This window comes from Brevibacillus composti (assembly GCF_016406105.1).
Lineage (GTDB): Bacteria > Bacillota > Bacilli > Brevibacillales > Brevibacillaceae > Brevibacillus > Brevibacillus composti.
On record NZ_CP066308.1, the window covers coordinates 2,888,496 to 2,911,861 of the forward strand.

The window sequence follows — 23,366 nt, forward strand, 5'->3', positions numbered from 1 at the left end:
TATACCAATCGTATCACAAACGGTCAATTACGTTATTATGAAACGTTGAATATGATAACGAGTTATGAAACGACAGCAGGCGCGATATGTTATGCTGGCGTAACATTTGGTCGGATCGTTTCGCAAATAAACGTTTATGATACGGGACCCCCTGAGTTTTCGGAGGGTGTACGCGCCGCGAGCGTGCAGCGGATGAAATCGCCTATACCGTCCGGATTCGTTCACCAGGCAGACGGTCGCTCACCGTTACTTTACCACGTTAAACCACGAATATACTCGCGCTCTCTCGTCCGGACGGGATCGCGCAGGCCTCCCGCGCTTTATCGGACTAAAGCGTTATAACAAAAGAAAACGCCAGCCCCCGAAGGACTAGCGTAGGAAATTGATCGGACTATATTTATCGTGCTGTCTCCGTATGTCCATGTCGTTCATTTGAACATACCGGCGAACCATCGTCATATCGTGATGACCGAGCAGTTTTTGCAATGAGTACGGATCACCGCCGTTCAAAATGTAAAACTTGGCGAAGGTATGCCGGAAAGTATGCGGCGTAACGCGAACGGTTGCGATATTCCCAGTCCGCCCGTACTCCTTAATGGCCGCCCTTATGCGCGTGGGATCAAGCTTATTCCCGTAGACGGTCGTAAACAAATACTCCGCATTGAGCTCGCGTACCTCCGCCAGCAGGCTTTGCAGCTCCTTTTTGGTACGGGCCGAGAACGGAACAGTCCGGCCGACGTTGTTCTTAGAGTTTGAGGCGCGAATATATAGTGAGCAGTTCGTGAAATCTACGTCCTCTATGCGTAGGTTGATAAGTTCGACGAGTCTAATACCGGTATCCAAAAACGTGAGCATCGCGCAGTAGTCCCTGAATCCGTTGTACGTCCGCTTGTCCGGTTGTTTCAATAGCTTTTCAATTTGTTCGACCGTAAACGATTCAACCGTGTCCTTTTCTTCTTTGACGAGCCGAACCTTTTTGAACGGGTTCTCGGAGATATACCCCTCCGAAACCATGAAACTAAAGAATACCTTATGGTGGCGTAAATAGGTGTTGATCGCGCCAGGCGAGAGCCCCACTGTTTTCATCCGGTCCGGTATTCGCTCGTTCCCCTCGTACTGTCTCCGCTCTGATTGCATGTAGCGAACCCATCCGCGAATGACATCCGCCGTCACCTCTTGCGGTGAAAGCCCCGGATATTTCAAGTCGAGAAATTCGAGAAAGTAACGATGATACTTGTCGCGCAGGGCAAGCGTTCGCTCTGCCAGCCCCTCCGCCTCTTTTGCCCTCCGGTAGAGTCGATACAGCTCGTCCCATGAATACGAGACGCGAGCAGTATCCGCGAACGTACGTAACAGCTTTCGTTTTCCCTTTAACGCCAAAACAAAAACGCCCCTTTCCGTTGCCGCAGTAACAACGAATAGAGACGCATTGTGTACGGATCATTCTCGGACCATCCGCCTGATCACACCGTACATTTCCGGCAAAGTGTACGCTACATTCAACGAGGGCCAAACGGCTGAAAACGTTGATACAACGCAATTACGATGCCCCCACGCGGAATCGAACCACGAACTGATCATTACGAGTGATCTGTTATACCGTTTAACTATAGGGGCAAGCAAGCTGTGAATGAGGTCAAAACCATCATCGGCGCTTTTACAAAAAATATTCTAGTAAAAACACCATCAAAAATCAAGAGGTAAATTTTTTAATACATCTCCAATCAATCGGTCTTGAATCACCAAATCGGCCAGATGATCCAGCATCGTGGGCTCCCTGTTGACGATCACCAAGGTTGCGCCGCGCTCTTTGGCCTGCTGCGGGAACCAGTTGGCCGGACTTACCGCCAGCGACGATCCCAGTACAAGAAACAGCTCCGCGGGCTCCGTCCATGCCACCGCCTGCTCAAACGCCGCTTCCGGCAGCGATTCGCCAAACAGCACCACATCCGGGCGCAGAAAGCCTCCGCACTCGCAGACGCTTCCTTCCTCTTGCAGATAACGGGCGGCTTTTTCTTTGCGGCCGCATCTGAGACAGGAGAGCGTCGTCAGCGTGCCGTGAAGCTCCGCGACTCGCTGGCTGCCCGCATGCTGATGATAGCCGTCCACGTTTTGCGTAATGATTCCCTGGATCACCCCCTGCCGCTCCCATTCGGCCAGAAGGTGATGGCCGCTGTGGGGCTTGCAGGAGAGAAGCCCTTCGATCCTCATCCGGTAAAACGCGAGAAATTCCTCCCGATTATGACGCATCGCCTGGGTACTGGCGAGCCGAGCAGGATCCTTCCCCTGCCACAACCCCGTCCGGGCCGAGCGAAAATCGGGCAGGCCGCTTTCCGTCGACATCCCCGCGCCGGTAAAGACAACGGTATGGCGCGACTCGCGCAGCCAGTTTCGCAATCGCTCCACTGTACTCCCATCCTCTCACGAAAAATCACGGTTATTCATATTTTATAGGAAGTCATGCTGGAGTGAAAGCCGTACACAAGGGCGCTACGGATGGCTACGGAAATGAACAGACGGGGAGGAGCGAGAGCGACATGAACAACATCTATCTGGTTTCGGACATTCACGGTCAATACCAGGCATTGCGGACTGCCCTCGACCGTGCATCTTTTTCCCCGGAGAGGCAGGATCGGCTGTACGTCATCGGCGACATGATCGACCGCGGCCCGGAGTCCAAGGAAGTGCTGGAATTCCTCCTGAACCTGCGGCAAGCATACCCGAGTCAGGTCTTTCTTTCAAAGGGGAACCACGAGCAAATGTTTCAGGATTGGCTGCGCCGCGCCATTGATCCCGATCTCTATCTCCGTTTGAACGGCGGGGATGCAACGGTGCGCTCCTTTTTGGGACAGCATCCGATGCGCCGCGCCTTTCTCGGCGGAGTGCCATCTGCCGAGACGCAGGAGGCCGCTCGCGAGGAGATCCTCGCCCGTTATCCCGCACTGCTCGCCACCCTCGATGCGCTGCCCCTCGCGCTAGAGCTTCCCGGCGATTCCGGCACCGGCACCGAACCTGCCCTGCTCGTCCATGCGGGTATCCGTCCCGGTCTGCCCCTGTCCCGGCAGCGGCCCGAAGACCTCCTCTGGATTCGCGAACCCTTTTACAACCATTATCAGGGGGAGACCCTGATTGTCTTTGGCCATACGCCGGTCAACCGGCTGCCCGGTTACGCCGGTCAAGGCCCCTGGCGGAGCGGAAAGATGATCGGGATCGACGGCGGAGCCGCGTCCATTGAAGGGGGCATCCTCCTGGTGAGCTGGCCGTCGCTTCAATACATCTACGTGCCCATTCGGGAAGTCCGCTCCTCTCCGCAGATCCGCGTCACCTAGCGAATGATCGGGGGAGGCGTGGCGGACAGCAGTCCTGCCAGCAGGATCGCCGCCAAAACGACGAGCAGCTCGATGCGCAGGGTCCAGGCCAAAGTCTTCGCCATGCGTGCTGCGTCTCTCTCCTGTAGTGACGAAAGGCTGGCGAGTCGCGGCATGACGCGGGTACGATGATATCCGGCGATGAGCAGCGCGATGCCAAAAGCGAGCAGCTTGGCCAAAAGAAGCAGGCCGTAGGAGGTCGTCACGAGTTCACCCGGCTGGGAGAAGCGCAAAAGTCCAAGCACCAGCCCGGTCCCCGTGATGATGGCTACCGCATACAGCGCCAGCTGCGCGAATTGGCTCATCAGCTTGTGCATGAATGCCAGGCCCTCCGCATTCACGGCCAGACGGAAAGAGAGCACAACCAAACCGGACAAGCCCCCGATCCATACCACAGCTGCCGTCATGTGCAAAACATCCGACACGACCGACGTCAGCCGCTCTTGGCCGGCCATCGCGTGGCCCGTCAGCGGAAATGTGGCAAACAGTGCCAACGTCAGCCCTGCGGCAGCTCTCCCCGGCCAGGCAACTGCTGGAGAGCCGGACGAAGCGGAACTCTTCCACGCAGCCCGAAGCGCCATGATCAGGAGCAAACCGAGCAGAGGCCGCACCCATCCGATCGTACCCGTCGATGTATTCCAGAGGATCATCCGAATGTTTTCACCCACTCCCCCCGCCAATCGGAGCATGTCGGCAAGCAAGTAGATGCGAATCCCGCCGCTGACTGTAAAGCAGAGCACAGCTCCTAACAGGAACAGCTGGACGATGCCCGCAAGCCGCTTCCGGTTTGGCGTCGGAATGGCGCTGACAAATCCGCTCCAGCGCGAGAGAAATACGAGGGTGCCGATGACGGCAGCTGCCAGGACATCCCCCATGCGCAGCGCCCTGTTCCACTGTTCATGGCGTTTGTGATCATGAGCGGAAGCCGGGACGAACTTCTCCGCGACGATCTCCGCATCGGCCACATCTGCCGGATGCAGAGTGGTTTCGGCGGCACTCGCGTCTTCTGATGGAACATGCGGCTCTTGTTCCGGGGCGGTCTGACCCTCCGGCGATGAAGACTGAGCTGGCGCCGTGGAAGACGGATCTTCTGAGGTCGCCTGCTGATTTTGGGAGCTGGCGGGCGTATCCGCAGAACCAGGCTTGCGGGAATTGTCATCGGGGCTGCTGCCCGTGACAGGGGCGGTGGTTGACGCTGACGACTTCGTGGCGGCCGCTGACGCTGTGGAATCTGTGGCGTCTTTTGTGGCGTCCTTTGCTGCGTCCGCCTTTTCGCGCGCCGGGGATCTTTCCTGCTGCTCGCCGGATGACGCTAGTTGCGCCGATCCGGCCGCATTTGAGCCGGACGAACCCGCAGGAGGCGCCGTTGTGCCGGCCATCTCCGAGGCTTTCTGCCCTCCCGCAGCGCCTGTCCCCTGCCCGGCAGTAGCCTGGCTGTCCGAAGCGGTGGAGAGCGGCGGAGCGCTGCTTGCGGCTGGCACTTCATCCAGCGACACCGTCTCCGCCGGCCGAATTTTGGGCAGCGCCACGCCCACGGCAAAGCGATAGGAGCCTTCCGTGACATGGGTGTCCACGGAGAGCACCTGCCACTCTACCCGGTAGATGCCCTTCTCCAAGGAAGAGATCGGCATCACCAATGTCTTTTTTCCTTCGGCTCGAAACGAATCAGAAATGACATTCCCCGCCTCCGTCTTCAGCACCAGCGTGCTTACCTTTTCGTTGATCTCCTCGGTAAAGGTGAGCCGAATTTCTGTGGGCGCTTCCTGCAGCTGGGCCTCCTGCTGCGGCGACGACTGATCGACGTAGGCGTGCGCGCTGACGCCTGCCAGGAGAGCGCTTGCGATCGCCAGCCCCAAACACAGAGCACATAGCCATATCACTCTCTTCATATCGATGCTCCTTTCCCTTGATGTGCAGTCGACAGAAAGCCGCCGAAATTCTTCGACGGCTTCGAATCGCAATCCATACGTACGACCGCGGGCGGCAGCGGCTTTCCCCCTTCGCCCCTGCAGTCCCTATTTTTTGCTGATGGCAATGGCGGCAGGAAAAGAGCCGACCGGTGCCAGCCATTCGGTGGCAGCGCCCGCCTCAGCCGCTGCCTTTTGCAGCTCGACCTGGCCGCTGCCCGTGAAGGCAGGGTTCAGATTCGTTTTGACAAATTCGGCGGGGACCATGGTTTTGCCGTCCGTGATGGACAGGCCGGGAACTTCGATCTGTTTGCCGTTCAGATAGACAAACGGCGTCTGCTCATCAGCCGCTGCAGGGAGCGTGAACTTGCCATTTTGGACCGTAAATGTCATCGTTGCTTCATAGTTGGTGGTATCGTATTGGCCCGCTGCTTTTTCATCTGTCTTCGGCTTCGCGCGGAGCAGATAGTAGTCCGCCGGCCCGGTCGTAAATGTGATCCTGCCCTGCTCGTCCGTCTTATAGACAGCCGCGTCGCTCGTGCTGCGGCGGATGACGCTGATTTCCGTATCCTTTAGCGGCTGTCCCTTGAGCAGCAGTTGAACGCTTACCTCCTGGCCAGGCGTGACGGCCGCTGGGTTAAACTGGGGAATCAGCTCCGCCCGATCTGTGCTGACGGGCTGGGAGAAGCCTTTCAGCCCCGCTACGCGCTGCAGCATAGGGATGTCGCTGACCGCCACGAATGATTTGGCGCTGCGCAGTGTGCGGCTCGCTGTCTCTCCTTGTTTGAAGATGCTGTCTCCCTCTGCGGAGACGATGTAAGCGCCGGGCTGCGACGAGGAGAACGAGGCGACGAAGTAATTGTTTTTCCCCGGCTCGGCTACCTCCTGTTCCTCCCCGGTATAAAAGAGCGTCGCGGTAATATCGGCTTTGCTTCCATTCGGCGAAATGACGTATACTTTGGTTGTATCTGTGCTCCATCGGCCTTCGATGCGGTAGCTGGCGTGATGGTTCGAGTGGTTGCCCAGCAGCAGCTCCACGTAGGAGACCTCTCCTGCGGCGATGATCGGGCTGTGGGTTTGGGACCAGCCATCGTGCGCCGACACCGGCAAAGCCAGCAGGCAGGCCAATGCGAGTGCAGGTATGAGTGTCAAACGTTTTTTCATTCGGCATTCCTTCCTTTCCATTTTCTGCATTCATCTGACAGTCAGTCTCAGTATATGGCTCGTCCTGTCAGCTGAACATGACCCAACCGGGCTATCTTTTGTTACAGATGTCGTCACCTTTTCAAAAGTCGTTACAAAACATAAGTCACTTCCTTATTGTAATTATGGTAAGATAATGGACGAGGTGTTGACATGAAACGAGAACAAAAGAGAGAGCAAGCCCTGTTCGCGGCCTGGGTCGTCTCTCTCATCGCAACCGGAGGAAGTCTGTTTTTCTCGGAAGTAATGAAGTACATCCCTTGCGAGCTCTGCTGGTACCAGCGCATCTTCATGTACCCGCTGGTCATCCTGCTGGGCATCGCCGCGGCCAGAAAAGACTATGGAATCGCCACATACGCCCTGGTGCTTTCCATCATCGGGGGCGGATTTTCGCTGTACCACTACGCCATCCAAAAGGTCCCTGCCCTTGGCGAGCTCGGGACGGCATGCGGCATCATTCCATGCAATACGGATTACATCAACTGGCTTGGCTTCATTACCATTCCGTTTTTGGCGTTAATCGCCTTTCTTTCCATTACGATTCTGCTTGTTCTGATTCGCAAAACTGGGGAGGAGAAATAAGACATGAAAAAGGTTATCATCCTGTCAATCATTGCAGCCGTCCTTTTGATCGGAGCGGTCGTCTACTCAGACATGGCCAACCGGAAAGCCGCAGAAGGCAATCCCTTTGGCAAAAGCAATCTTCATCCAGCCACCGTCGAACAGCTGGATGATCCCAACTACGGCAATCAAATCCTTCCCGCTGAACTGAAGGCCAAGCTGAAAGCAAAGGAAGAGCTCTTCGTCTACTTCTACAGCCCGACGTGTGAGCATTGCCAGGCTACGACACCGGTACTGGTCCCCGTCGCCGATGAGCTGAAGGTCGATGTGAAGAAGCATAATCTGCTGGAATTCACCGCCAGTTGGGATGATTATGGCATCGAGTACACGCCGACTCTCGTTCACTACAAAGAGGGACAAGAGGTGGCTCGCCTGGTAGGCGGTCAGGATGCCGACCAGTTGAAACAGTGGTTCCAGGAACAAAAACAATAAAGAAGAGGCCTCCTGTATCGGGAGGCCTTCCTGATTCTATCGGAAAAACTTGGGCTTCGCCGCAACTGGCAATGCCGCAAAAGGTGGCAGTTATGTGAATTCAGCCGTTCACAGCCTGCGAAATAGCCCGTTTGAGTCATCTGCTCCCCTGCGTTTTTGCCTATAATGTTGAAGGAAGCAAGAATACACCGGAATGTGTGTACCAAAGCCAAAGTGACGAAGGTAGGGAGAGTAGATGAAGCGATATGTATTTGCGTTGATCGGTTCCCTGGCGCTGATCGCCGGAGCTGGCTGCAGCAAGCAGGAGGAGGCCCTCCCCTCTTCGACGCCAATCGAAGTCGAGCTGAAAATCGAACCGCAGGAAGTCGCCGTGAACGAAGCGGCTACCTTTACGATTACCGTAACGCAGGATGGCAAAGCCGTCGATGACGCCAAAGAAGCCGAGTTTGAAATCTGGAAAGAGGGGCAGGAGCAGCATGAAACCATCCCCGCCGTGCACCAACAGGACGGGGTGTATACGGCACAGAAGGCTTTTTCCGAACCGGGAACCTATAATGTCATGTACCATGTCACCGCTCGCGATTTTCACAATATGCAAAAGTACAGCTTTTCGGTGAAGGGACCGGATGGCGAGGCGGACGGCTCCGCGGCAGCAGGCCATGCGGACGAGCCTGCCGCCCAACCCGGTAGCAGCGCCGGCCATGAGCACGGCGGCACTCACCAGCACGGCAGCTCCGAAACGGGCGAGCACCATCATGGCCCCAGCGTGGACATGCACTTCCAGCCTGCTGATGTCATCAAAGCCAACACGGCTGCCACGCTTACCGTCCATCTGGTCCAGAATAACCAGCCTTTGACGGACGCCAAGGTGCGCTTTGAGTATTGGCTGGCAGGAGGGGACAAGCATGAGTTCGTCGACGCCCGCGAAACGAAGGCCGGGGAATACACGGCAAACTCCGCCATCTTCCCTGCGTCCGGCAGCTACACGGTAAAGGTGCATGTAGAAAAGGGGGATATTCACGACCACCGGGAGTACCCCGTATCAGTGCAATAAGACAAAGCAAACAGAAACGGGCCTCTCCCCTTTGCGGCGGAGAGGCCTTTGCATTGGACTCCCGCCGGTTCAGAGCAATCCCACGGCCGCCCTCTGGAAATGATATTGTTTTTTTCTAGGATTTAGGTAAAATGGTAGTATGGTCCCCTGCATATCTGGAGCAAGGGGCCACATTCTTTTATTCGGGGGGGACTAATACGATGAAAATGAGGCGAACTCCGTGGCGACTCGCAGTCTTTTCTGACCGGTGGTTCATTCCAATACGAACAGGAGTTGATTACGGTGAACCGTAATACTTTGCCGAATTCCATGCACCGCCGCCTGGTGGAGCAATTGGTTTTTTTTGACGAACAACGCATACCCTTTTTGGACCTTCATTTTGCCGGAAAGCACAACGAACGCCAAAAAGCCAATCAATGGCTTGACCAATATGTTTCGACGGTTGAATCCTTGCTCAAGGATACCTCAGGAAGCGATACGTCCACACTGCCCAAAGTAGTGATTGGATCTGAAGTGACCTTGCATTATGTAGATGAAGGGCTCGATGAAAGCCTGACGATCTGCTTTCCCGAACAGACTGACCCTGATTTGGGACGGATCTCTTTCCTATCCCCGATGGGACGCCAACTGCTCATGAATCCTGTCAACGAACCCATCCGTCTGGAAATGCCGATGGGAGCCCAGGAAGTGGTGGTTCGCTCCATTCGGTTTGTCGACTGGTAACGTGGAAAACAACAGCAATCTCAGGAACTCATGTCGATTGCATTTACCATACAACTGGAAAAATGCCGCGGCCATCCTCGCTCAGGTGGCCGCGGCTTGCTATTGGTCTTGCCTGTTTAGCAGGTGAAGTAGACGACTCTGTGCAAATCGAGCCCGTAATAGCGCCATGTATAGCCATTCCAGCGATAGCCGGCTACGGAGTTGCGGCCTACAAATACGGGGTAAAACCAGAAGTTGCGCCCATTGCGCAGCCACACATACGTGTACCGATACAGGCAAGGATAAAAGGAACCCGGATCGACGATGCGATACTGCTGCTGACCCAAGGTACGCGGGGCAGTGGGCGTTCTGCCTGGGGGCGGGCCCGACGGAGGGGGAGGAAATCCTCCAGGGGGATACATGCTGCTGCCGGGCGGAAAGGCGCTGCTGCCAGGTGGAAACGCGCTGCTGCCCGGGGGATACGGATAACCCATGACTGCTACACCTCCTATAAGTTTCCCTATATAGAGATGCAGCCAAGAGCAAAAAGGCATGTGCGAATGCCGCCCGTCAATCGTCCATTTTTCCGCTTTTACCGCTCCTCACCTGTCCCTCCCCGCTTAGTAGGGCCGCCCGCCCATGATAAATCGGTACTCCCAGTGCGTGTCGGAAAAGTTGGTGATTTTGACGCCGCCCGATTCTTTGGAAAAGGTATGGAGCAGTTTGTCATCGCCCATGTAGATGCCGACGTGCGTGATGCTCTGTTTGCTCGGATCTACGCCCTTGTAGTCGGACGCCTTCCAGCCGCGATAGCTCATGAAGAAGACCAGATCGCCCTTTTTCAATTGCTTCATATCCGTCGTGTAATGGCCGTTTTGTTTGACGTAATTGGCCTGCGATTTGGCTCCGCCTCGTCCCATGTCGATCCCGAGTCCCTCTTTGTAAGCCCACATGGTAAACTCAGAGCAGTCCATGGTTGTCTTGGTGGAGCGGGTAGAGGCGTATTGATACGGCGTACCCAGGTATTTTTTCCCGGCTGCGATGACGCGCTCGCCTTTGGACAGGTCCGCATCGTCTGCCGGATTGGCGGTTGGCTCTCCAGGTTTTGGTGCAGCTCCGCTCTCATCGCTCAAAAAGCTGCGTACGCCCACCAGTTTGCTGGTATAATCCGATAGCTTTCGCAGGACGACTTTCCTTTCACTCTGAGAGGAGTAGACGAAGCTGTCATCGCCCAGATAGATTCCCATAAAGTTTGGGGCGCCGCTTCCATTGGACGAAAAGAAGAGCAGATCGCCCGGTTTGGCCGCCGTTTTGCTGACCGCTTTGCCGCTCGCGTACAGCTTGCTAATGGTATCGCCAATCGTCACATCCGCTTTTTCATATACATATGTAGCCAAGCCGGCCGAACCAAAACGGGTCGGGCCCTCTGCTCCATATTGGTAACTCTTGCCGACCAGCGATTGTGCCAGGGAGACCACCTGTGCAGCTTTGCCGGAAGATTGTGAATCACTTGCAGCCGCGGCGGCTTGTCCGCCATCTGCGAACATCAAGAGGGATGTGCCAAGCATGACGGCTATCGTCGATTTCTGTATCCAATCTCGTTTCGTCACTCGCGTTGTCCTCCTCGTTGTGTTTTTCCCATCTCATTGGGTACGCAACCAGTTTAATGCAAGAGAAGACAAGCCGATAAGGCTGTAAATCTTTCCAACCAAGGATTTGATTACATAGTCCGATGACCATAGCCCTACGATTGGAAAATAGCTGGAAGTCCACGCGCATAAAAAACATGGCTTCGCCAAAAGAGATTGGCGAAGCCTTTTTTCGCGTACGGAGTGATGGAAAAGTTACCTGCCAGGCTCCAGCATTGGGCCGATTGCCCTTTGTCTGGACCTGGGCCGAGGGTGCCCCCTCCTGCCTCACCTCTGTCCGCGTGCAGGCCGGGAGCAGCTGAAGCTGCAGAAGCAGCGCCAAAGAAAGAAGGATTCTGGATCGCAGCATGATGATCTTTCCTCCGTATTTGAGCAAAATGGCATGATCTACGCTTTACCCTCCCCTGCCGCAAACAGGTTTATCCAGAATCCCAGTTCCCCTACGGTAACGTCTGTACTTTACAAACCGACCGTAGGTTTGTATAATGAACGTTGTACAAATTTCTGGAAAACTGTGATTAAATAGTTCTATTCAACTTCAAGGAGGAAGAATCCATGCTTGGCTTCGCCATTTTTCGTATCCTTCACATTCTTGCGGGCTTTCTCGCTCTCCTGGTTTTCTGGATCCCGATCGTCACCAAAAAGGGCGGAAAAGCCCACGTTCGTGTCGGCTGGGTGTACGTAGCCGCGATGGCCACGGTAGCCGTATCCGCTCTCTACATGGGGGTTTGGCGGATCGGCTTTGATCCGGATCGGACCGCAGACTCGGTCGCTTTTGCCTGGTTTCTGAACTACATCTCGCTGCTCAGCTCGGCAACCGCCTGGTACGGCTTGAGAGTGCTGCGCTTTAAAAAGCGAGTGGCCGCTCACCGCCATCCCGTAGATCTGCTCTTTCCCGGGCTTCTCTTCGTCTCCAGCCTGGCCATCGGCGGCTATGGCGCTGTCATTTCCTTTCCGCTGTTGACATGGTTTCCACTGGTTGGTATTTTTCTGGGAGGGACTCAGCTGTTCTACTGGCTGCGTCCGCCGGCCAACAAGATGCACTGGTGGTTTGAACATTTGTCCGGCATGATGGGCTGCTGCATCGCGACGATTACCGCTTTTACCGTCTTTGGCGCACCCCGTCTGCTCCAGCTGGAATCTGTCAATCCGCTGCTCTGGTTTTTGCCGACGATCTTCATCGTGCCCGTGATCGTCGGCATGAGCATCTACTACCGGAAGAAATTTTTCAAAAAACCGATTGCCCCGAACAAATAGAAGCGTGGGCAAAAGTCTCCAGCGACGACTGGGAAAAGCAACCGAGGAGGACTTTCATGAAACCCAGTTCTATGAGACGGCCGATATGCATGAGCGAAAAGCAAAAATGGCGGAGCTCTCCGACGCCTTCATCGCGCTGCCAGGCGGATACGGTACGTTTGAGGAATTATTTGAAGCGCTGAGCTGGGGACAGTTGGGCATTCATCAAAAGCCTGTCGGCATCCTCAATATCGACGGCTACTATACGCCGCTGGTGCAACTAGTGGAACAGGCCGTCTCCGCGGGATTTATGCCGGCTACGCATCGGGAGCTGCTGCTCGTGGACAGTATGCCCGCGGGACTTCTGGACAAACTGGCAGCCACCAGCGCCCGACGCTCGCCAATAAATGGAGCCAGAGCGAGCAAGGCGAGTAGCTTTTTTTCGTGCGGCATGGAATGATTCCCCTCCCTTTCTAGCATCTTGTGCCCTACTCCTGTATAATAAGGGGCAATCTCATGTTGATAATAAAGGAGGCTGCCGTTTTGAACATTTGGGAATCCGATTTGCCTGGAATCGGTCGAAAATTTCAAATGGAGACCCGAATGGGAGAAAAATTGGTTGTTGTCATCCATGACAACGGCAGGAGGGAACTGTATTTCTTTGATGCAGGCAACGATGACGAGTGCACCTCATCCGTCACTTTGGATGACGATGAAGCCCTGCAAGCAGCCGGAATCCTGGGCGGCATGAGCTACAAGCCGAAAGCCCTGGAAACCGTCAATCTTTCGCTGAATGACCTCGTCATTGAATGGTACAAGATCCCCCCGCAAGCCGCTTGTATCGGCAAAACGATCGGTGAGCTCGATGTCCGCCAAAAAACCGGTGCGACGATCATCGCCGTGATTGATTCGCAGGAGAAAAAACAGATCAATCCCGGACCCGATCACGTCTTCACGGCGAATGCGCTGCTCGTCGTAGCCGGCGAGCGGGCCCATCTGAAAACGTTGAAGACTTTGCTGCAAAACGGCTAAACGGTTGTACACAAAATGCGGGGCAGGTATCGGAAAAAGGATACCTGCCCCGCTTTTGCATAACCGTGCCTCGTCAGGAGGCGCTGCGATCCCGCTCGATCTTTCGTTTCCCCCACTTCTGCCCCAGCTTTTCGAAGTAGTTGTAAATCGTTTTCGATTCTTTGGTCAATAGCGGTCCCAGCACGGCGAGAATCAGCACATACAGCACGGCAAAGGACTGCACGACCGGAAGCAGGCCCCCCGCCTTGCCGATATTGGCCATGATAATGGAAAACTCCCCCCGCGAGACGAGCGTAAAGCCGATATTGACCGAAGCCTTGTTGGAGATCCCGGCGATGCGCCCGCTGAGAAAACCAGCCACCATATTGCCGATCAAGGTCAAAATGACCGCGACGATCGTAATCCAGACCGCGCCTCCCAGCGACATCGGATCAATCGTCAAGCCGAAGCCGAAGAAGAAGATGGCGCCGAAGAAATCCCGGAACGGCAAGACCAGCCCTTCGATTCGCTTCACATGCTTCGAGTCGGCCAGGACGAGCCCGACCATCAGCGCGCCAATCGCTTCTGCGACGTGCAGCGTCTCGGAAAAGCCCGCAACCAGAAACAGCGCCGCCACCACCAGGATGAGGAAAAGCTCCGTCGACTTGACGTTAAACAGCCGGTCCACGTACTTGATGACGTATCTCCCCACGATCAGGAAGATCAGGATAAACAGCAGCGCGGACAGCGAGGTCAACAGGACGCCGCTCAACGAAGTGGCACCGCTCAGCACCAAGCCCGACAAGATCGACATGTGCACGGCGATAAACAGATCGTCAAACATGATCATGCCCATGATGATCTCCGTTTCCGGATTGGCCGTCCGTTTCAGGTCGACCAGCACTTTGGCCACGATCGCCGTAGAAGAGCTGGTCATGATCCCGCAGATTACCAGCGTCTCTTTAAGCGGCATGCCCATCATCCAGCCGAGCAAGAGACCGGAGACAAAATTGAGCGCCACATAAGCGGAACCGCCCACAAGAATGGATTTCCCCGATTTGACCAGGCGACTTACGGAAAACTCCAGCCCGAGGTAAAACAGCAGAAACAGTACGCCGAGCCGACCCATGAACTCGATAAACATGGAGCTTTCAATAAATCGCAAGTCAAAGATTCCAAAATGAGGGGCGTGCGGTCCGACTGCCATTCCCACCAGGATGTAAAAAGGGATGACCGAGAAGCGTAGTTTATTGGAAAGCAAACCCACGATTGATATCAACGCTAGCGCGAGGCCTATCTCAAATATGACTGTATCCATATGTTCCTCCTTTTTCAGTCTCAGATTAACGGTTAGAAAAGGAAAGGAGGGTCAGCTACTCCCGTCCGCCGAGCAAGAAGGATTGCAATGCTTTTAACTGCTTGCGCTCACCTGCGACGATCAGCATCGAATGAGCGGTAAACATATAGTCAGGTCCCGGATTGATATGCTTTTTATGATCTTTTTCCACCACTGCAATAATCGAGGCGCCCGTTTTTTGCCGGATGTCCAGCTCGCCGATCCTTTTCCCGATGCATTTGGCGTTCGCCTCGATTTTATGCCATTCGATCACCAAATCATCCAGACTCATGTCAATCGATTCCAGCGCTTTTGGCTTGTATACCATCCCTCCGATAATCCCGGCCACCTGTCTGGCTTCTTCGTCATCGAGGGCTACCATGGAGACACTGCTCTCCGGATCGTCCGGCTCAAAATGATACAGCTCGCGCCGACCGCTATCGTGGATAACAATCACCAACTTGTCTCCATTCTGCGTGTCCATTTGGAATTTTTTTCCGATTCCAGGCAAGTGGATTTCGCGAATATTCATGTAACCATACCTCCATTGTCATAGTCGATCGTATACCCCAGAAAACCGATATATTCACCTTGATTTTTTTCCGTCAGGAATTCCGCCTGCCGATGAGGGTGTCCGGAAGCCTGCTGCTGCCCATAGGAAAGCAAGGGGTCCCTTTTTTCAACTGCCCGGCTTGTGATTCGTTTCACATTCCCGCACGCTGAAAAAGAGTTCGGAACCTCTGTCGTTTCCTATGGATTTTCCCTTCCGTAAGGCAATCAGCAGGCTACGCGGCATTCAGGAAATACGTCGAGGTGAATTTAATGGGCATCAAAAGAAGACTTTTCATTTTTTGTGGAATGAAAGTCCGAAGATTAAAACGTGGTATGAGGATGGCTGAGACGAAAAGCAGCGTCAAACTCATCGCGTTGACGGCCTCTCGCAGCAGGGAATAGAGGAATTTCATCGGCGATGAATGACGCAGATTTACGACGTGTTTGCCGTAGGGAACCGCTGTGATGCTCGTGGATTCCTCATGCGTCAACATCCCGTTCGGAGCGAGAAAGGGGGCAAAAGCAAAGGCTAAGAGGACAAACAGGCTCAGGAAGGATAGGAAGATGCATCTTGAGTTGTTTGATTGGATCATCTGTGTGCACCTCCTGCCAAAAATCTCCGAAATGGGCTGTCCGTGTCCTCCCGTGCTAATTCCTTCGCCGCTTTTTCATAGACTGAATTGGATCACTATATCATTATTTCATAATGAAATGTATACAAAAAAAGAGTATCATTATCATCCAATTAAGTCAAATGAAGGAGTGCCTTAGACCTGTCCAAACCTGCTGCGGATAAAAGACGGCGCCCTTTTTGCTGGAAAAAAGAGCGCTGTCCGTCCCCCGCCTTGCAGTTGTCAACTCCGATGCAAGCAGGGTTAGCCTTTCATGTCGTCTTCAATTTTTTTGAGCTTTTTCTTTTGCTTGCAGGCAGCTTCCATTTTGGCATACCATGGCGAATCGCTCAGCTTTTGCAATTCGTTGATCAGCTTTTTGTCCGAAGTGACATGAATCTTTGTCTTCGGGAACGATTTCTTTAGCTTCTGTGCGACTTCCTTCTCGATGGTTTCCAGTCGGAAGCGGTTGAAGTTGCTTACCTGGATCGCCACGTTCAAGTCGTTGTCGATCTGGACCGCTACGGACTTGTCGATCCCTTTCACTTTTTGCGTGATCGACTTCGCCTTTTGCTCCGCATCAAAATGACGGACAGGCATCTTTTTGCACATCGGGTCCTGTGCGGCAGACTGGGTCTTGGATTGCTGCTTTGATTGCTGCTGCGGCTGTTGTTGGGACTGCTGCTGATTCTGCTGCTGCTGAGATTGTTGCTGGGCACATCCCGCCAGCAGCATGCTGATGGCCAATAAAGAACAGATGGTACGCAATGGATGGACCTCCTCGTAATCATGCGTACCCTTAGAATTTCCCTCTCCTTTTTTTGTATGCGTCAAAAATACGACGGGTCTTGTGCGCTCCCCGACGGAGATCACGCTACAACTTCAGATTGACACCCTTTGTCACCATTTGGTAACATCAGGACGTAACACTCAATATCATATTTGCTAGTTACATCTCCATTCTTATGATGACAATCAATCAAAACACGAAAGGGGGGATCTCTCTTGATGTGGCACCCATTCTTGTTTGAAAAGGAGAGATTCACCAATGATTACGGTTCGTCCTATCCACCCTGAGGAATTGGCTGGCTGGGGCGGATCGCGTTTTGGACGCTTCCGGGCGAGGCGTGTCCGCTCGCTTTTGTTTTGTGGGATTTGCCCTGGGAAGAGGACGACTGTCTGGATATCGGCAGGACATTGCTGCGTGAAACCATAGCTGCCGTCCAGATTCCGCCGGGCCGACTGCTTGAGTACATGCTGGATACGCCGGCGATGGCCCCCCAGTGTCAGGATCATGTTGAAAAACGGCAGTTGGTCCTGGAGCAGCTTGGTTTTCGCCTGCAAAGGAAGACCTCCCGCTTTGAATGGACAAAGAGCAGCCAGGATGCGGGTACCGCTGTTCATTTGCCAGGGAGAGAGAAGATCATCTTCCGGAGCTTGCCCGAAATCGGAGATGATGCTTTCGTCGAAGCGATCATGCAGATTAGCGCAGGTACGTACGACAACCAGATATCCCTTGCCCGACAAGCAAAGGGACCGCTGGAACACGCCCGGTACTTTTTTCGAGAGATGCAGCTGATGCAGCACGATCCGCTCTGGTGGCAACTTGCGTACGCGCAAAGCGGCGAGCTGATTGGACTGCTTATGCCGGCAAAGAGCCCCACATTTGCAACGATTGGCTATATCGGCGTGCCCCCGGAACAACGGGGGCGCGGGTATATCGATATGCTGCTGAATCGGGCGACCAGCATCCTGGTTCAAGCGGGGGAAACGTATATCCGTGCCGACACGGATGTCCAAAACAGACCGATGGCCAACGCCTTCTTGCGCGCTGGGTACCAGCCGTTTGCAAACCGGATTGAATATTATCTATCGTTATGAAGAACGAAAATTCGCGAATAAAAAAGGGGCTGTCCAATAAGTCCCCAAAATAAAAAGTTGGGCGGAAAAACGTAATGTTTTCCGTCCAACTTTTTTGTGCGGCTGCTTTTGCAGGAAAGTAGCGAGGCGGATGCCTGCCACTTTCAATAGATTGTGGGCCAATGCCACAATCCCAAACTCGACGTGAACCTTGTCCAGCCCCCGTAAGGAGAACCGTCGGAACGACCGGTTGCCCTTGAGGTGACCGAACACGCTTTCTACCTCCACTTTACGCCGAGCATAGATCGCGGACTTCTCGTCATCCTCAAGGGCTCTTTTGGCCTTTGCCTTTAACTCTTCCCATATCGTGTTCCAGTGTACCTGGCGATTCCCTTTTGCTTTGGTGCACGAGAGCTTGAGCGGGCAATCGCTACAATCCTCACATTCATAGATCTTGAAGCTTTGCTCCAGGCCAGAAGCGTTTTTTTTCGTCTGGTATTTCTTAAAGCGAACGTATCGACCATTCGGGCAAACAAAGCGATCATCCTGCTCTTCATACGTCCAGTTGGAAGCGTGCCGGATGTCCTTCTGGTATCGTCGGGTTTTCTCCTTCAAATAGTTGCCGTAGGGTATGAGAAACTCAAATCGCGGCTGTTTTTCTTCGCCCATCGCATACAAGTAGTTTTCCTCGCTGCCATAGCCAGCGTCGGCAATCACGGTTTTGGGCATCGGCAACGAAGACGCCGCCAATCGCTCCATATGCGGAATAAAGCATCGTGTATCCGTAGGACGCTGATGGATGCTGTAGAACAAAACAAACTGGTTTTCCGTGGCCATTTGCACATTGTAGCCTGGCTTCAGTTGGCCATTTTTCATGTGATCTTCCTTCATGCGCATAAACGTGGCGTCCGGATCGGTTTTCGAGTAGCTGTTGCGATCGCCAAAGCAGGCTTTCTGCTGCTCATACTTGGCGAAGCGAGGAAGGAAATCCTTCCGAATCTGTTTCAGCGGCCTCTTCAAGGCACTGCGCGCTTTGCGCAAGGCTTTCCGCTCTTCGCTGCCGCTGGTCTGCGTGAGCTGTTCGGTTAAGCCTTCGACTCTTTCCTCCAGCACGGCCGCTGCTTCTTCGAGCTTGGCAGGGAGCTCTTCCGGGTCTGCCGCTGCATATTCGCCAGCTTCTTGCTGCGTGAGCGTATGAATATGCGCAAGGGTGGCCTGCACCTTTTCCTTGAGCTTTTCCTCGAAGCGAAGCGTGGATTTTTTCCACACAAAAGAGTACTTGTTCGCATCGGCTTCAATCTTTGTGCCATCCAAAAAGTACTGCTCCATCGAAATGTAGTTGTCCGCGATGAGCTTGCGGATCATCGTTTCAAACAGTTCGTCCATGAACGCTTTCATGCGCACGCCGCGAAAATCGTTCAAGGTACGGAAGTCAGGCTGCTGCATCGCCGCCAGCCACATGGCCGGGAGGTTCTCACGCAACAGCTTTTCAATACCGCGGCAGGAATAAACCTTTTGTGAGTAGCCGTAAAGGATCACCTTAAGCATCATTTTGGGATGGTAGGAACTGCGGCCTCCGCCCGTGTAATGAGCAAACAACTGCTGATCCGGAATGGCTTCGATCATTTCATCAATGACACGAGCCACATGATGGGTGGGAACATACATCTCCAAATCCAGAATCATCTGAGCCTGCTTGTTGTCGTACGGTTTGAAGGTAGGGGCAAGATGTCGCGTGGGCATCATTTTTTCTTCCACATCCTGTAGAGGAAGAGCCAGTTGCATGGTATAATCATGATTAGTAGTCGTCCGATTACGCAAGAAAATCGTCCTTTCTTGAATTGGTAGTGTGGTAACTTCCATTTTACAAGAAAAGACGGTTTTTTTGTGCTTATTTTTTACATTCAACAAAAACGGGGCGCCCAGAAGTCAGTTTATGCTGACTTTCTGGACAGCCCCTTTTTCGCTGGGAAGATGCGACGCGCTAAGCGTTTCACCTTCGCGGGCGATTTCTCACTTCATATTTTCCTTGTTTTAATCCAATTCTAAGCGACCGATAATTACTTCGTTTTTTGATCGCCCAGAATGTGGATATTATGGTAAATCTCATTGTCTCCTGTTTGGTCTGGACAGCATCCACGACTTTATCAGTGTCGTTTTCCATTATAATTCCAGATTAATCTTTCGAATAGTTATCATAAGCTCCATCCAATGATCGAACAACATAATAGACTAAATCATCATATTTCCGCATTTTACTATGATCACCGTATGTCATGTGCCACAGCAAAAAACGTCGATTCATTAGGACCGGAGCCCTACCATAGTCTGATTCAGGATCATGGTCAGAGCCAAGTGCAGAGTCAATATTAACTGCACCGTCTTCAATATCTTCATTAGCTGATGGATAGTGTCCAGTTTTACTATAATACCTACTACTTAGGGGCTGCTGAACGGTTTTCAAACTTCAAAAATGTTTCCAAAAGCAGGAATTCTATAGGAAAGAAGACGGTTTAACCAGGAGACAAAAAAATCCCGCAGCCTACGCTCGAGGTTCATCACCAGGAGCTGAAGCGCGATGACGGTTTCACTTGTTTTCGCAAGGCATGCTCGAATACGGCCAAGCCCATACCTGCGCTTGCCCTCACCAAATTTGCCTTCTATGGCGTTGCGTTTTCGTGCATCTTGTCTTGCGACTCGCCGTTGTTCTGTCGCTTCTTCGCCTTGTACGGGACGGCCAAGCGCCGGACCGCTCAAACGAATGCCATGCGCTTTGCAAAATGCCCTGTTTTGCCGGGTGCGATAGATTTGATCGGCAAGTACCGCCTTCGGGTAACAACCAAAGCGTCTCTTGTATGCTTCTACAGATTCGATCAGCGTCACCCCTTCGTTGAAGCTGTCCCATGATAGACGCTCCAGAAAAGCATAACCGTTCACCATGCTGACCGATACTTTGGCGCCAAACTCTACTCGCGCTTTCGCTTTGCCGCGTACGACCGGGCGGACGTGCGGTTGGTGGATGCTCACGATTCGATCTTCGATCTGATGCGTTTTGCGTTCAAACATCATGCGTTGCTGTCGATACAGTTCCTGAATCACAAGCAAGTCGCGATATTGTTTCCGGCTCAAAAGTGTCAGCGGCTGCCGTGAGGCCATGTTGCGGATAATTTGAAGGTTACGTGCTACATACCGGAGTTGCTTGCCGATCGCTCGACGAATCACCTTGCCGTTTGCACGACGCTGTTTGGCCACGGCCAGGTACTCCTTTCGAGCTTTATCCCGATAAGTCCGTGGTTTGCGGGAACGACCAATCTGTGGAGCATGTAACGTATCGATGATCTCCTCCAGTTTCTCACGCGCCTCGTTCAGCAAGTTCAAATCGGTTGGGTACGCCACATCCGCCGGGGCACATGTGGCATCCAGCAACAAGACACCCTGGTTCGGATCTTCCTCGGATGTTGAGTGACGCTTGGTCGTACGTTTACCTTTGGATTTTGTACCTGATTTTGGTTCATCGTCACGGTCGGAATCTGGAATTGATTTAGCGGCCTCAACCGCGATGATCTCGTTGATTTCACGGAGAACCGGTTCGCCTAAACGTTTGCGAAAATGCGTCATGAGCGACGGGTGGAACGGTGGATGATCCTGATAGCCTTCCAGCCCGATGAAGTATTGCAGATACGGGTTTTCGACAATCTGCTGGACCGTTTCCCGGTCCGACAGTTGCAAACGTTCCTGAATGATGAGTGCCCCGAGAGCGACACGGATGGAAACGGCCTTTTGTCCACGAAACGATATGCGGAAGGACTTGGCATACTTTTTCTCTGCATGTGCCCACGGTACCAACCGAGCCAACTTGACCCAGCGATTTTCTTTACTCAACTTGCCGCCAAATGGCAAGAAAAAATCATCAGGGAGAAGCAGTTGATTTTCACGATGAGAGAGAAATTCGTACATTCAGATCCGCTCCATGTGCAAGGAATTTGAAGAAAAATCGTCGATTTCCTTGCACATGATTTCGATGAAAACGAGGCAAAACCCTTGTGGTTACAGTATTTTTTATCTGTTCAGCAGCCCCTACTTAGGGGCTGCTGAACGGTTTTCAAACTACACAAATGGAACGAAAATCAGGATTTTTCCTTGAAAACATTCGGGTCAACCAGAGAGCAAAAAGAACTCGCAGCCTGCGCTCGAGGTTCATCACCAGGAGTTGCAGCGCGATGACGGTTTCGCTCGTCTTTGCAAGGCATGCTCGAATACGGCCAAGCCCATACTTGCGTTTGCCCTCACCGAATTTGCCTTCGATAGCGTTGCGTTTGCTCGCATCTTGCCTTGCGACTCGCCGTTGTTTTGCCACTTCTTCGCCTTGTGCCGGACGGCCGAGTGCTGGACCGCTCAGACGAATGCCGTGAGCTTTGCAAAATGCCCTGTTTTCCCGGGTGCGATAGATTTGATCGGCGAGTACCGCCTTCGGGTAACAGCCGAAGCGCCTCTTGTACGCTTCGAGTGATTGGATCAGTGTCACACCTTCGTTGAAGCCGTCCCATGACAGACGCTCCAGAAAAGCATAGCCGTTCACCATGCTGACTGATATTTTGGCGCCAAACTCCACTCGCGCTTTCGCTTTGCCGCGTACGATCGGGCGGATATGCGGTTGACGGATGCTCACGATTCGATCTTCGATTTGATGCGTTTTGTATTCAAACATCATGCGTTGCTGTCGATACAGTTCCTGAATCACAAGCAAGTCGCGATACTGCTTCCGGCTGAGAAGCGTTAGCGATTGCCGCGAGGCCAGGTCGTGGATGATCCGAAGGTTACGTGCTACATACCGGAGTTGCTTGCCAATCGCTCGACGAATCACCTTGCCGCTTGCACGACGTTGTTTGGCCACGGCCAGGAACTGTTTTCGAGCTTTCTCGCGATATGTCCGGGGTTTGCGGGCACAACCGATCTGTGGGGCATGTAACGTGTCAATGATCTCCTCCAGTTTCTCACGCGCCTCGTTCAGCAAGTTCAAATCGGTTGGGTACGCCACATCCGCCGGGGCACACGTGGCATCCAGCAACAAGACACCCTGGTTCGGATCTTCTTCGGAAGTTGAGCGACGCTTGGTCGTACGTTTGCCTTTGGATGTTGTACCGGATTTTGGTTCATCGTCATGGTCGGAATCTGGTGTTGATTTGGCGGCCTCGACCGCGATGATCTCGTTGATTTCACGGAGAACTTGCTCGCCCAGACGTTTGCGAAAATGCGTCATGAGCGACGGGTGAAACGGTGGATGATCCTGATAGCCTTCCAACCCGATGAAATATTGCAGATACGGGTTTTCGACAATCTGCTGGACCGTTTCACGGTCCGACAGTTGCAAGCGTTCCTGAATGATGAGTGCCCCAAGGGCGACACGGATGGAAACGGCCTTTTGTCCACGAAACGATTTACGGAAGGACTTGGCATACTTTTCCTCCGCATAAGCCCACGGCACCAACTGAGCCATCTTGACCCAGCGATTTTCTTTATTCAACTTGCCGCCAAATGGCAAGAAAAAATCATCGGGAAGAAGCAATTGGTTTTCACGATGAGAGATATATTCGTACATCCATATCCGCTCCATGTGCAAGGAATTTATAGGGAAATCGTTGATTTCCTTGCACATGATTTCGATGAAAACGAGGTAAAACCCTTGTGGTTACTCAATTTTCAATTCGTTCAGCAAGCCCTAATTAGCCATCTGAAGCATTTCCTTTCCTCCTATATCTTGTTGTCTAGACAACTACAAGATACAGGAAAGAGGTGCTCAGGTGGTCAACTTTTTTATGAGCGA

At 53.2% G+C, this 23,366-nt stretch carries 22 protein-coding genes and 1 tRNA gene; 9 read left to right on the forward strand and 14 right to left on the reverse strand.

The features are described from left to right. Positions 1–369: 369 nt before the first annotated feature. From JD108_RS14780 to JD108_RS14790, 3 genes are all read right to left on the reverse strand, one after another. Positions 370–1,380, reverse strand: a complete 1,011-nt coding sequence (locus JD108_RS14780; RefSeq protein ID WP_198826803.1) for a tyrosine-type recombinase/integrase — start codon at positions 1,378–1,380, stop codon at positions 370–372. Between the two features lie 166 nt (positions 1,381–1,546). Then, positions 1,547–1,617: transfer RNA gene (locus JD108_RS14785), tRNA-Thr, on the reverse strand. Positions 1,618–1,686: 69 nt separating this feature from the next. Continuing rightward, positions 1,687–2,406, reverse strand: coding sequence for an NAD-dependent deacylase (locus JD108_RS14790; protein ID WP_198826804.1), 720 nt, complete (start codon positions 2,404–2,406; stop codon positions 1,687–1,689). A gap of 62 nt (positions 2,407–2,468) precedes the next feature. Here JD108_RS14790 and JD108_RS14795 point away from each other — a divergent pair, with 62 nt between their 5' ends. Next, positions 2,469–3,329 (forward strand): metallophosphoesterase family protein, encoded by an 861-nt coding sequence (locus JD108_RS14795; RefSeq protein WP_228728157.1) that lies wholly within the window; start codon positions 2,469–2,471, stop codon positions 3,327–3,329. Here JD108_RS14795 and JD108_RS14800 read toward each other — a convergent pair. Together JD108_RS14800 and JD108_RS14805 are read right to left on the reverse strand one after the other, a co-directional pair. Next, entirely contained in the window at positions 3,326–5,257 is a 1,932-nt protein-coding gene (locus JD108_RS14800) for a copper resistance protein CopC (protein WP_198826805.1), read from the reverse strand. The genes JD108_RS14795 and JD108_RS14800 overlap by 4 nt on opposite strands. 126 nt (positions 5,258–5,383) lie before the next feature. Continuing rightward, positions 5,384–6,439, reverse strand: a complete 1,056-nt coding sequence (locus JD108_RS14805; protein WP_198826806.1) for a DUF4198 domain-containing protein — start codon at positions 6,437–6,439, stop codon at positions 5,384–5,386. 192 nt (positions 6,440–6,631) lie between these two features. On the opposite strand from JD108_RS14805, the gene JD108_RS14810 reads away from it, so the two are divergent. The 4 genes from JD108_RS14810 to JD108_RS14825 all read left to right on the forward strand — a co-directional run bounded on the left by JD108_RS14810 (position 6,632) and on the right by JD108_RS14825 (position 9,308). Further along, the gene (locus tag JD108_RS14810; protein ID WP_198826807.1) at positions 6,632–7,060 is read left to right on the forward strand and encodes a disulfide oxidoreductase; all 429 of its coding nucleotides are present in this window, start codon (positions 6,632–6,634) and stop codon (positions 7,058–7,060) included. Positions 7,061–7,063: 3 nt separating this feature from the next. Continuing rightward, positions 7,064–7,531 carry a thioredoxin family protein gene (locus tag JD108_RS14815; protein WP_198826808.1) on the forward strand — a complete coding sequence of 156 codons (468 nt, stop codon included), beginning with the start codon at positions 7,064–7,066 and terminating at the stop codon, positions 7,529–7,531. A gap of 235 nt (positions 7,532–7,766) precedes the next feature. Next, the gene (locus JD108_RS14820; RefSeq protein ID WP_198826809.1) at positions 7,767–8,585 is read left to right on the forward strand and encodes a FixH family protein; all 819 of its coding nucleotides are present in this window, start codon (positions 7,767–7,769) and stop codon (positions 8,583–8,585) included. A 282-nt stretch (positions 8,586–8,867) separates the two neighbouring features. After that, on the forward strand, positions 8,868–9,308 hold the full coding sequence (locus JD108_RS14825) for a GreA/GreB family elongation factor (protein ID WP_198826810.1): 441 nt from the start codon (positions 8,868–8,870) through the stop codon (positions 9,306–9,308). Positions 9,309–9,424: 116 nt separating this feature from the next. Here JD108_RS14825 and JD108_RS14830 read toward each other — a convergent pair whose 3' ends face one another. Beyond that, a complete protein-coding gene (locus tag JD108_RS14830; protein WP_198826811.1) occupies positions 9,425–9,781 on the reverse strand; it encodes a transporter in 357 nt (118 codons plus the stop codon). A 126-nt stretch (positions 9,782–9,907) separates the two neighbouring features. Continuing rightward, positions 9,908–10,897 carry a C40 family peptidase gene (locus tag JD108_RS14835; RefSeq protein WP_198826812.1) on the reverse strand — a complete coding sequence of 330 codons (990 nt, stop codon included), beginning with the start codon at positions 10,895–10,897 and terminating at the stop codon, positions 9,908–9,910. A gap of 594 nt (positions 10,898–11,491) precedes the next feature. On the opposite strand from JD108_RS14835, the gene JD108_RS14840 reads away from it, so the two are divergent. The 3 genes from JD108_RS14840 to JD108_RS14850 all read left to right on the forward strand — a co-directional run bounded on the left by JD108_RS14840 (position 11,492) and on the right by JD108_RS14850 (position 13,204). Next, entirely contained in the window at positions 11,492–12,193 is a 702-nt protein-coding gene (locus tag JD108_RS14840; protein WP_198826813.1) for a DUF2306 domain-containing protein, read from the forward strand. Positions 12,194–12,278: 85 nt separating this feature from the next. Continuing rightward, positions 12,279–12,632, forward strand: coding sequence for an LOG family protein (locus JD108_RS14845; protein ID WP_267459275.1), 354 nt, complete (start codon positions 12,279–12,281; stop codon positions 12,630–12,632). Positions 12,633–12,715: 83 nt separating this feature from the next. Then, entirely contained in the window at positions 12,716–13,204 is a 489-nt protein-coding gene (locus JD108_RS14850; RefSeq protein WP_198826814.1) for a cation:proton antiporter regulatory subunit, read from the forward strand. A 73-nt stretch (positions 13,205–13,277) separates the two neighbouring features. Here JD108_RS14850 and JD108_RS14855 read toward each other — a convergent pair whose 3' ends face one another. The 4 genes from JD108_RS14855 to JD108_RS14870 form a co-directional block, all read right to left on the reverse strand. After that, positions 13,278–14,501, reverse strand: coding sequence for a cation:proton antiporter (locus JD108_RS14855; protein ID WP_198826815.1), 1,224 nt, complete (start codon positions 14,499–14,501; stop codon positions 13,278–13,280). Positions 14,502–14,556: 55 nt separating this feature from the next. Then, the gene (locus JD108_RS14860) at positions 14,557–15,051 is read right to left on the reverse strand and encodes a cation:proton antiporter regulatory subunit (RefSeq protein WP_198826816.1); all 495 of its coding nucleotides are present in this window, start codon (positions 15,049–15,051) and stop codon (positions 14,557–14,559) included. Positions 15,052–15,304: 253 nt separating this feature from the next. Beyond that, positions 15,305–15,664: a hypothetical protein gene (locus JD108_RS14865; protein ID WP_198826817.1), complete on the reverse strand. Its 360-nt coding sequence runs from the start codon at positions 15,662–15,664 to the stop codon at positions 15,305–15,307. Positions 15,665–15,946: 282 nt separating this feature from the next. Next, positions 15,947–16,450, reverse strand: a complete 504-nt coding sequence (locus JD108_RS14870) for a YhcN/YlaJ family sporulation lipoprotein (RefSeq protein WP_228728159.1) — start codon at positions 16,448–16,450, stop codon at positions 15,947–15,949. Positions 16,451–16,879: 429 nt separating this feature from the next. Between JD108_RS14870 and JD108_RS14875 the strand changes: the two genes are divergently transcribed. Continuing rightward, positions 16,880–17,563 (forward strand): GNAT family N-acetyltransferase, encoded by a 684-nt coding sequence (locus tag JD108_RS14875; RefSeq protein WP_228728160.1) that lies wholly within the window; start codon positions 16,880–16,882, stop codon positions 17,561–17,563. On the opposite strand, the gene JD108_RS14880 is transcribed toward JD108_RS14875, so the two are convergent. The 3 genes from JD108_RS14880 to JD108_RS14890 form a co-directional block, all read right to left on the reverse strand. Then, positions 17,558–19,288, reverse strand: coding sequence for an IS1182 family transposase (locus JD108_RS14880; RefSeq protein ID WP_228728161.1), 1,731 nt, complete (start codon positions 19,286–19,288; stop codon positions 17,558–17,560). The genes JD108_RS14875 and JD108_RS14880 overlap by 6 nt on opposite strands. A gap of 714 nt (positions 19,289–20,002) precedes the next feature. Continuing rightward, the gene (locus JD108_RS14885) at positions 20,003–21,499 is read right to left on the reverse strand and encodes an IS5 family transposase (RefSeq protein ID WP_198826818.1); all 1,497 of its coding nucleotides are present in this window, start codon (positions 21,497–21,499) and stop codon (positions 20,003–20,005) included. Positions 21,500–21,644: 145 nt separating this feature from the next. Then, positions 21,645–23,141 carry an IS5 family transposase gene (locus JD108_RS14890; RefSeq protein ID WP_198830144.1) on the reverse strand — a complete coding sequence of 499 codons (1,497 nt, stop codon included), beginning with the start codon at positions 23,139–23,141 and terminating at the stop codon, positions 21,645–21,647. Positions 23,142–23,366 lie beyond the last annotated feature (225 nt).

Bases quoted from the DNA above. Each gene is read 5' to 3' on its own strand.
- JD108_RS14830 (WP_198826811.1), bottom strand. From the start codon at position 9,781: ATGGGTTATCCGTATCCCCCGGGCAGCAGCGCGTTTCCACCTGGCAGC.
- JD108_RS14880 (WP_228728161.1), bottom strand. From the start codon at position 19,288: ATGATGCCCACGCGACATCTTGCCCCTACCTTCAAACCGTACGACAAC.
- JD108_RS14805 (WP_198826806.1), bottom strand. From the start codon at position 6,439: ATGAAAAAACGTTTGACACTCATACCTGCACTCGCATTGGCCTGCCTG.
- JD108_RS14855 (WP_198826815.1), bottom strand. From the start codon at position 14,501: ATGGATACAGTCATATTTGAGATAGGCCTCGCGCTAGCGTTGATATCA.
- JD108_RS14890 (WP_198830144.1), bottom strand. From the start codon at position 23,141: ATGTACGAATATATCTCTCATCGTGAAAACCAATTGCTTCTTCCCGAT.
- JD108_RS14840 (WP_198826813.1), top strand. From the start codon at position 11,492: ATGCTTGGCTTCGCCATTTTTCGTATCCTTCACATTCTTGCGGGCTTT.
- JD108_RS14845 (WP_267459275.1), top strand. From the start codon at position 12,279: ATGCATGAGCGAAAAGCAAAAATGGCGGAGCTCTCCGACGCCTTCATC.
- JD108_RS14815 (WP_198826808.1), top strand. From the start codon at position 7,064: ATGAAAAAGGTTATCATCCTGTCAATCATTGCAGCCGTCCTTTTGATC.
- JD108_RS14860 (WP_198826816.1), bottom strand. From the start codon at position 15,051: ATGAATATTCGCGAAATCCACTTGCCTGGAATCGGAAAAAAATTCCAA.
- JD108_RS14800 (WP_198826805.1), bottom strand. From the start codon at position 5,257: ATGAAGAGAGTGATATGGCTATGTGCTCTGTGTTTGGGGCTGGCGATC.
- JD108_RS14810 (WP_198826807.1), top strand. From the start codon at position 6,632: ATGAAACGAGAACAAAAGAGAGAGCAAGCCCTGTTCGCGGCCTGGGTC.
- JD108_RS14820 (WP_198826809.1), top strand. From the start codon at position 7,767: ATGAAGCGATATGTATTTGCGTTGATCGGTTCCCTGGCGCTGATCGCC.
- JD108_RS14865 (WP_198826817.1), bottom strand. From the start codon at position 15,664: ATGATCCAATCAAACAACTCAAGATGCATCTTCCTATCCTTCCTGAGC.
- JD108_RS14885 (WP_198826818.1), bottom strand. From the start codon at position 21,499: ATGTACGAATTTCTCTCTCATCGTGAAAATCAACTGCTTCTCCCTGAT.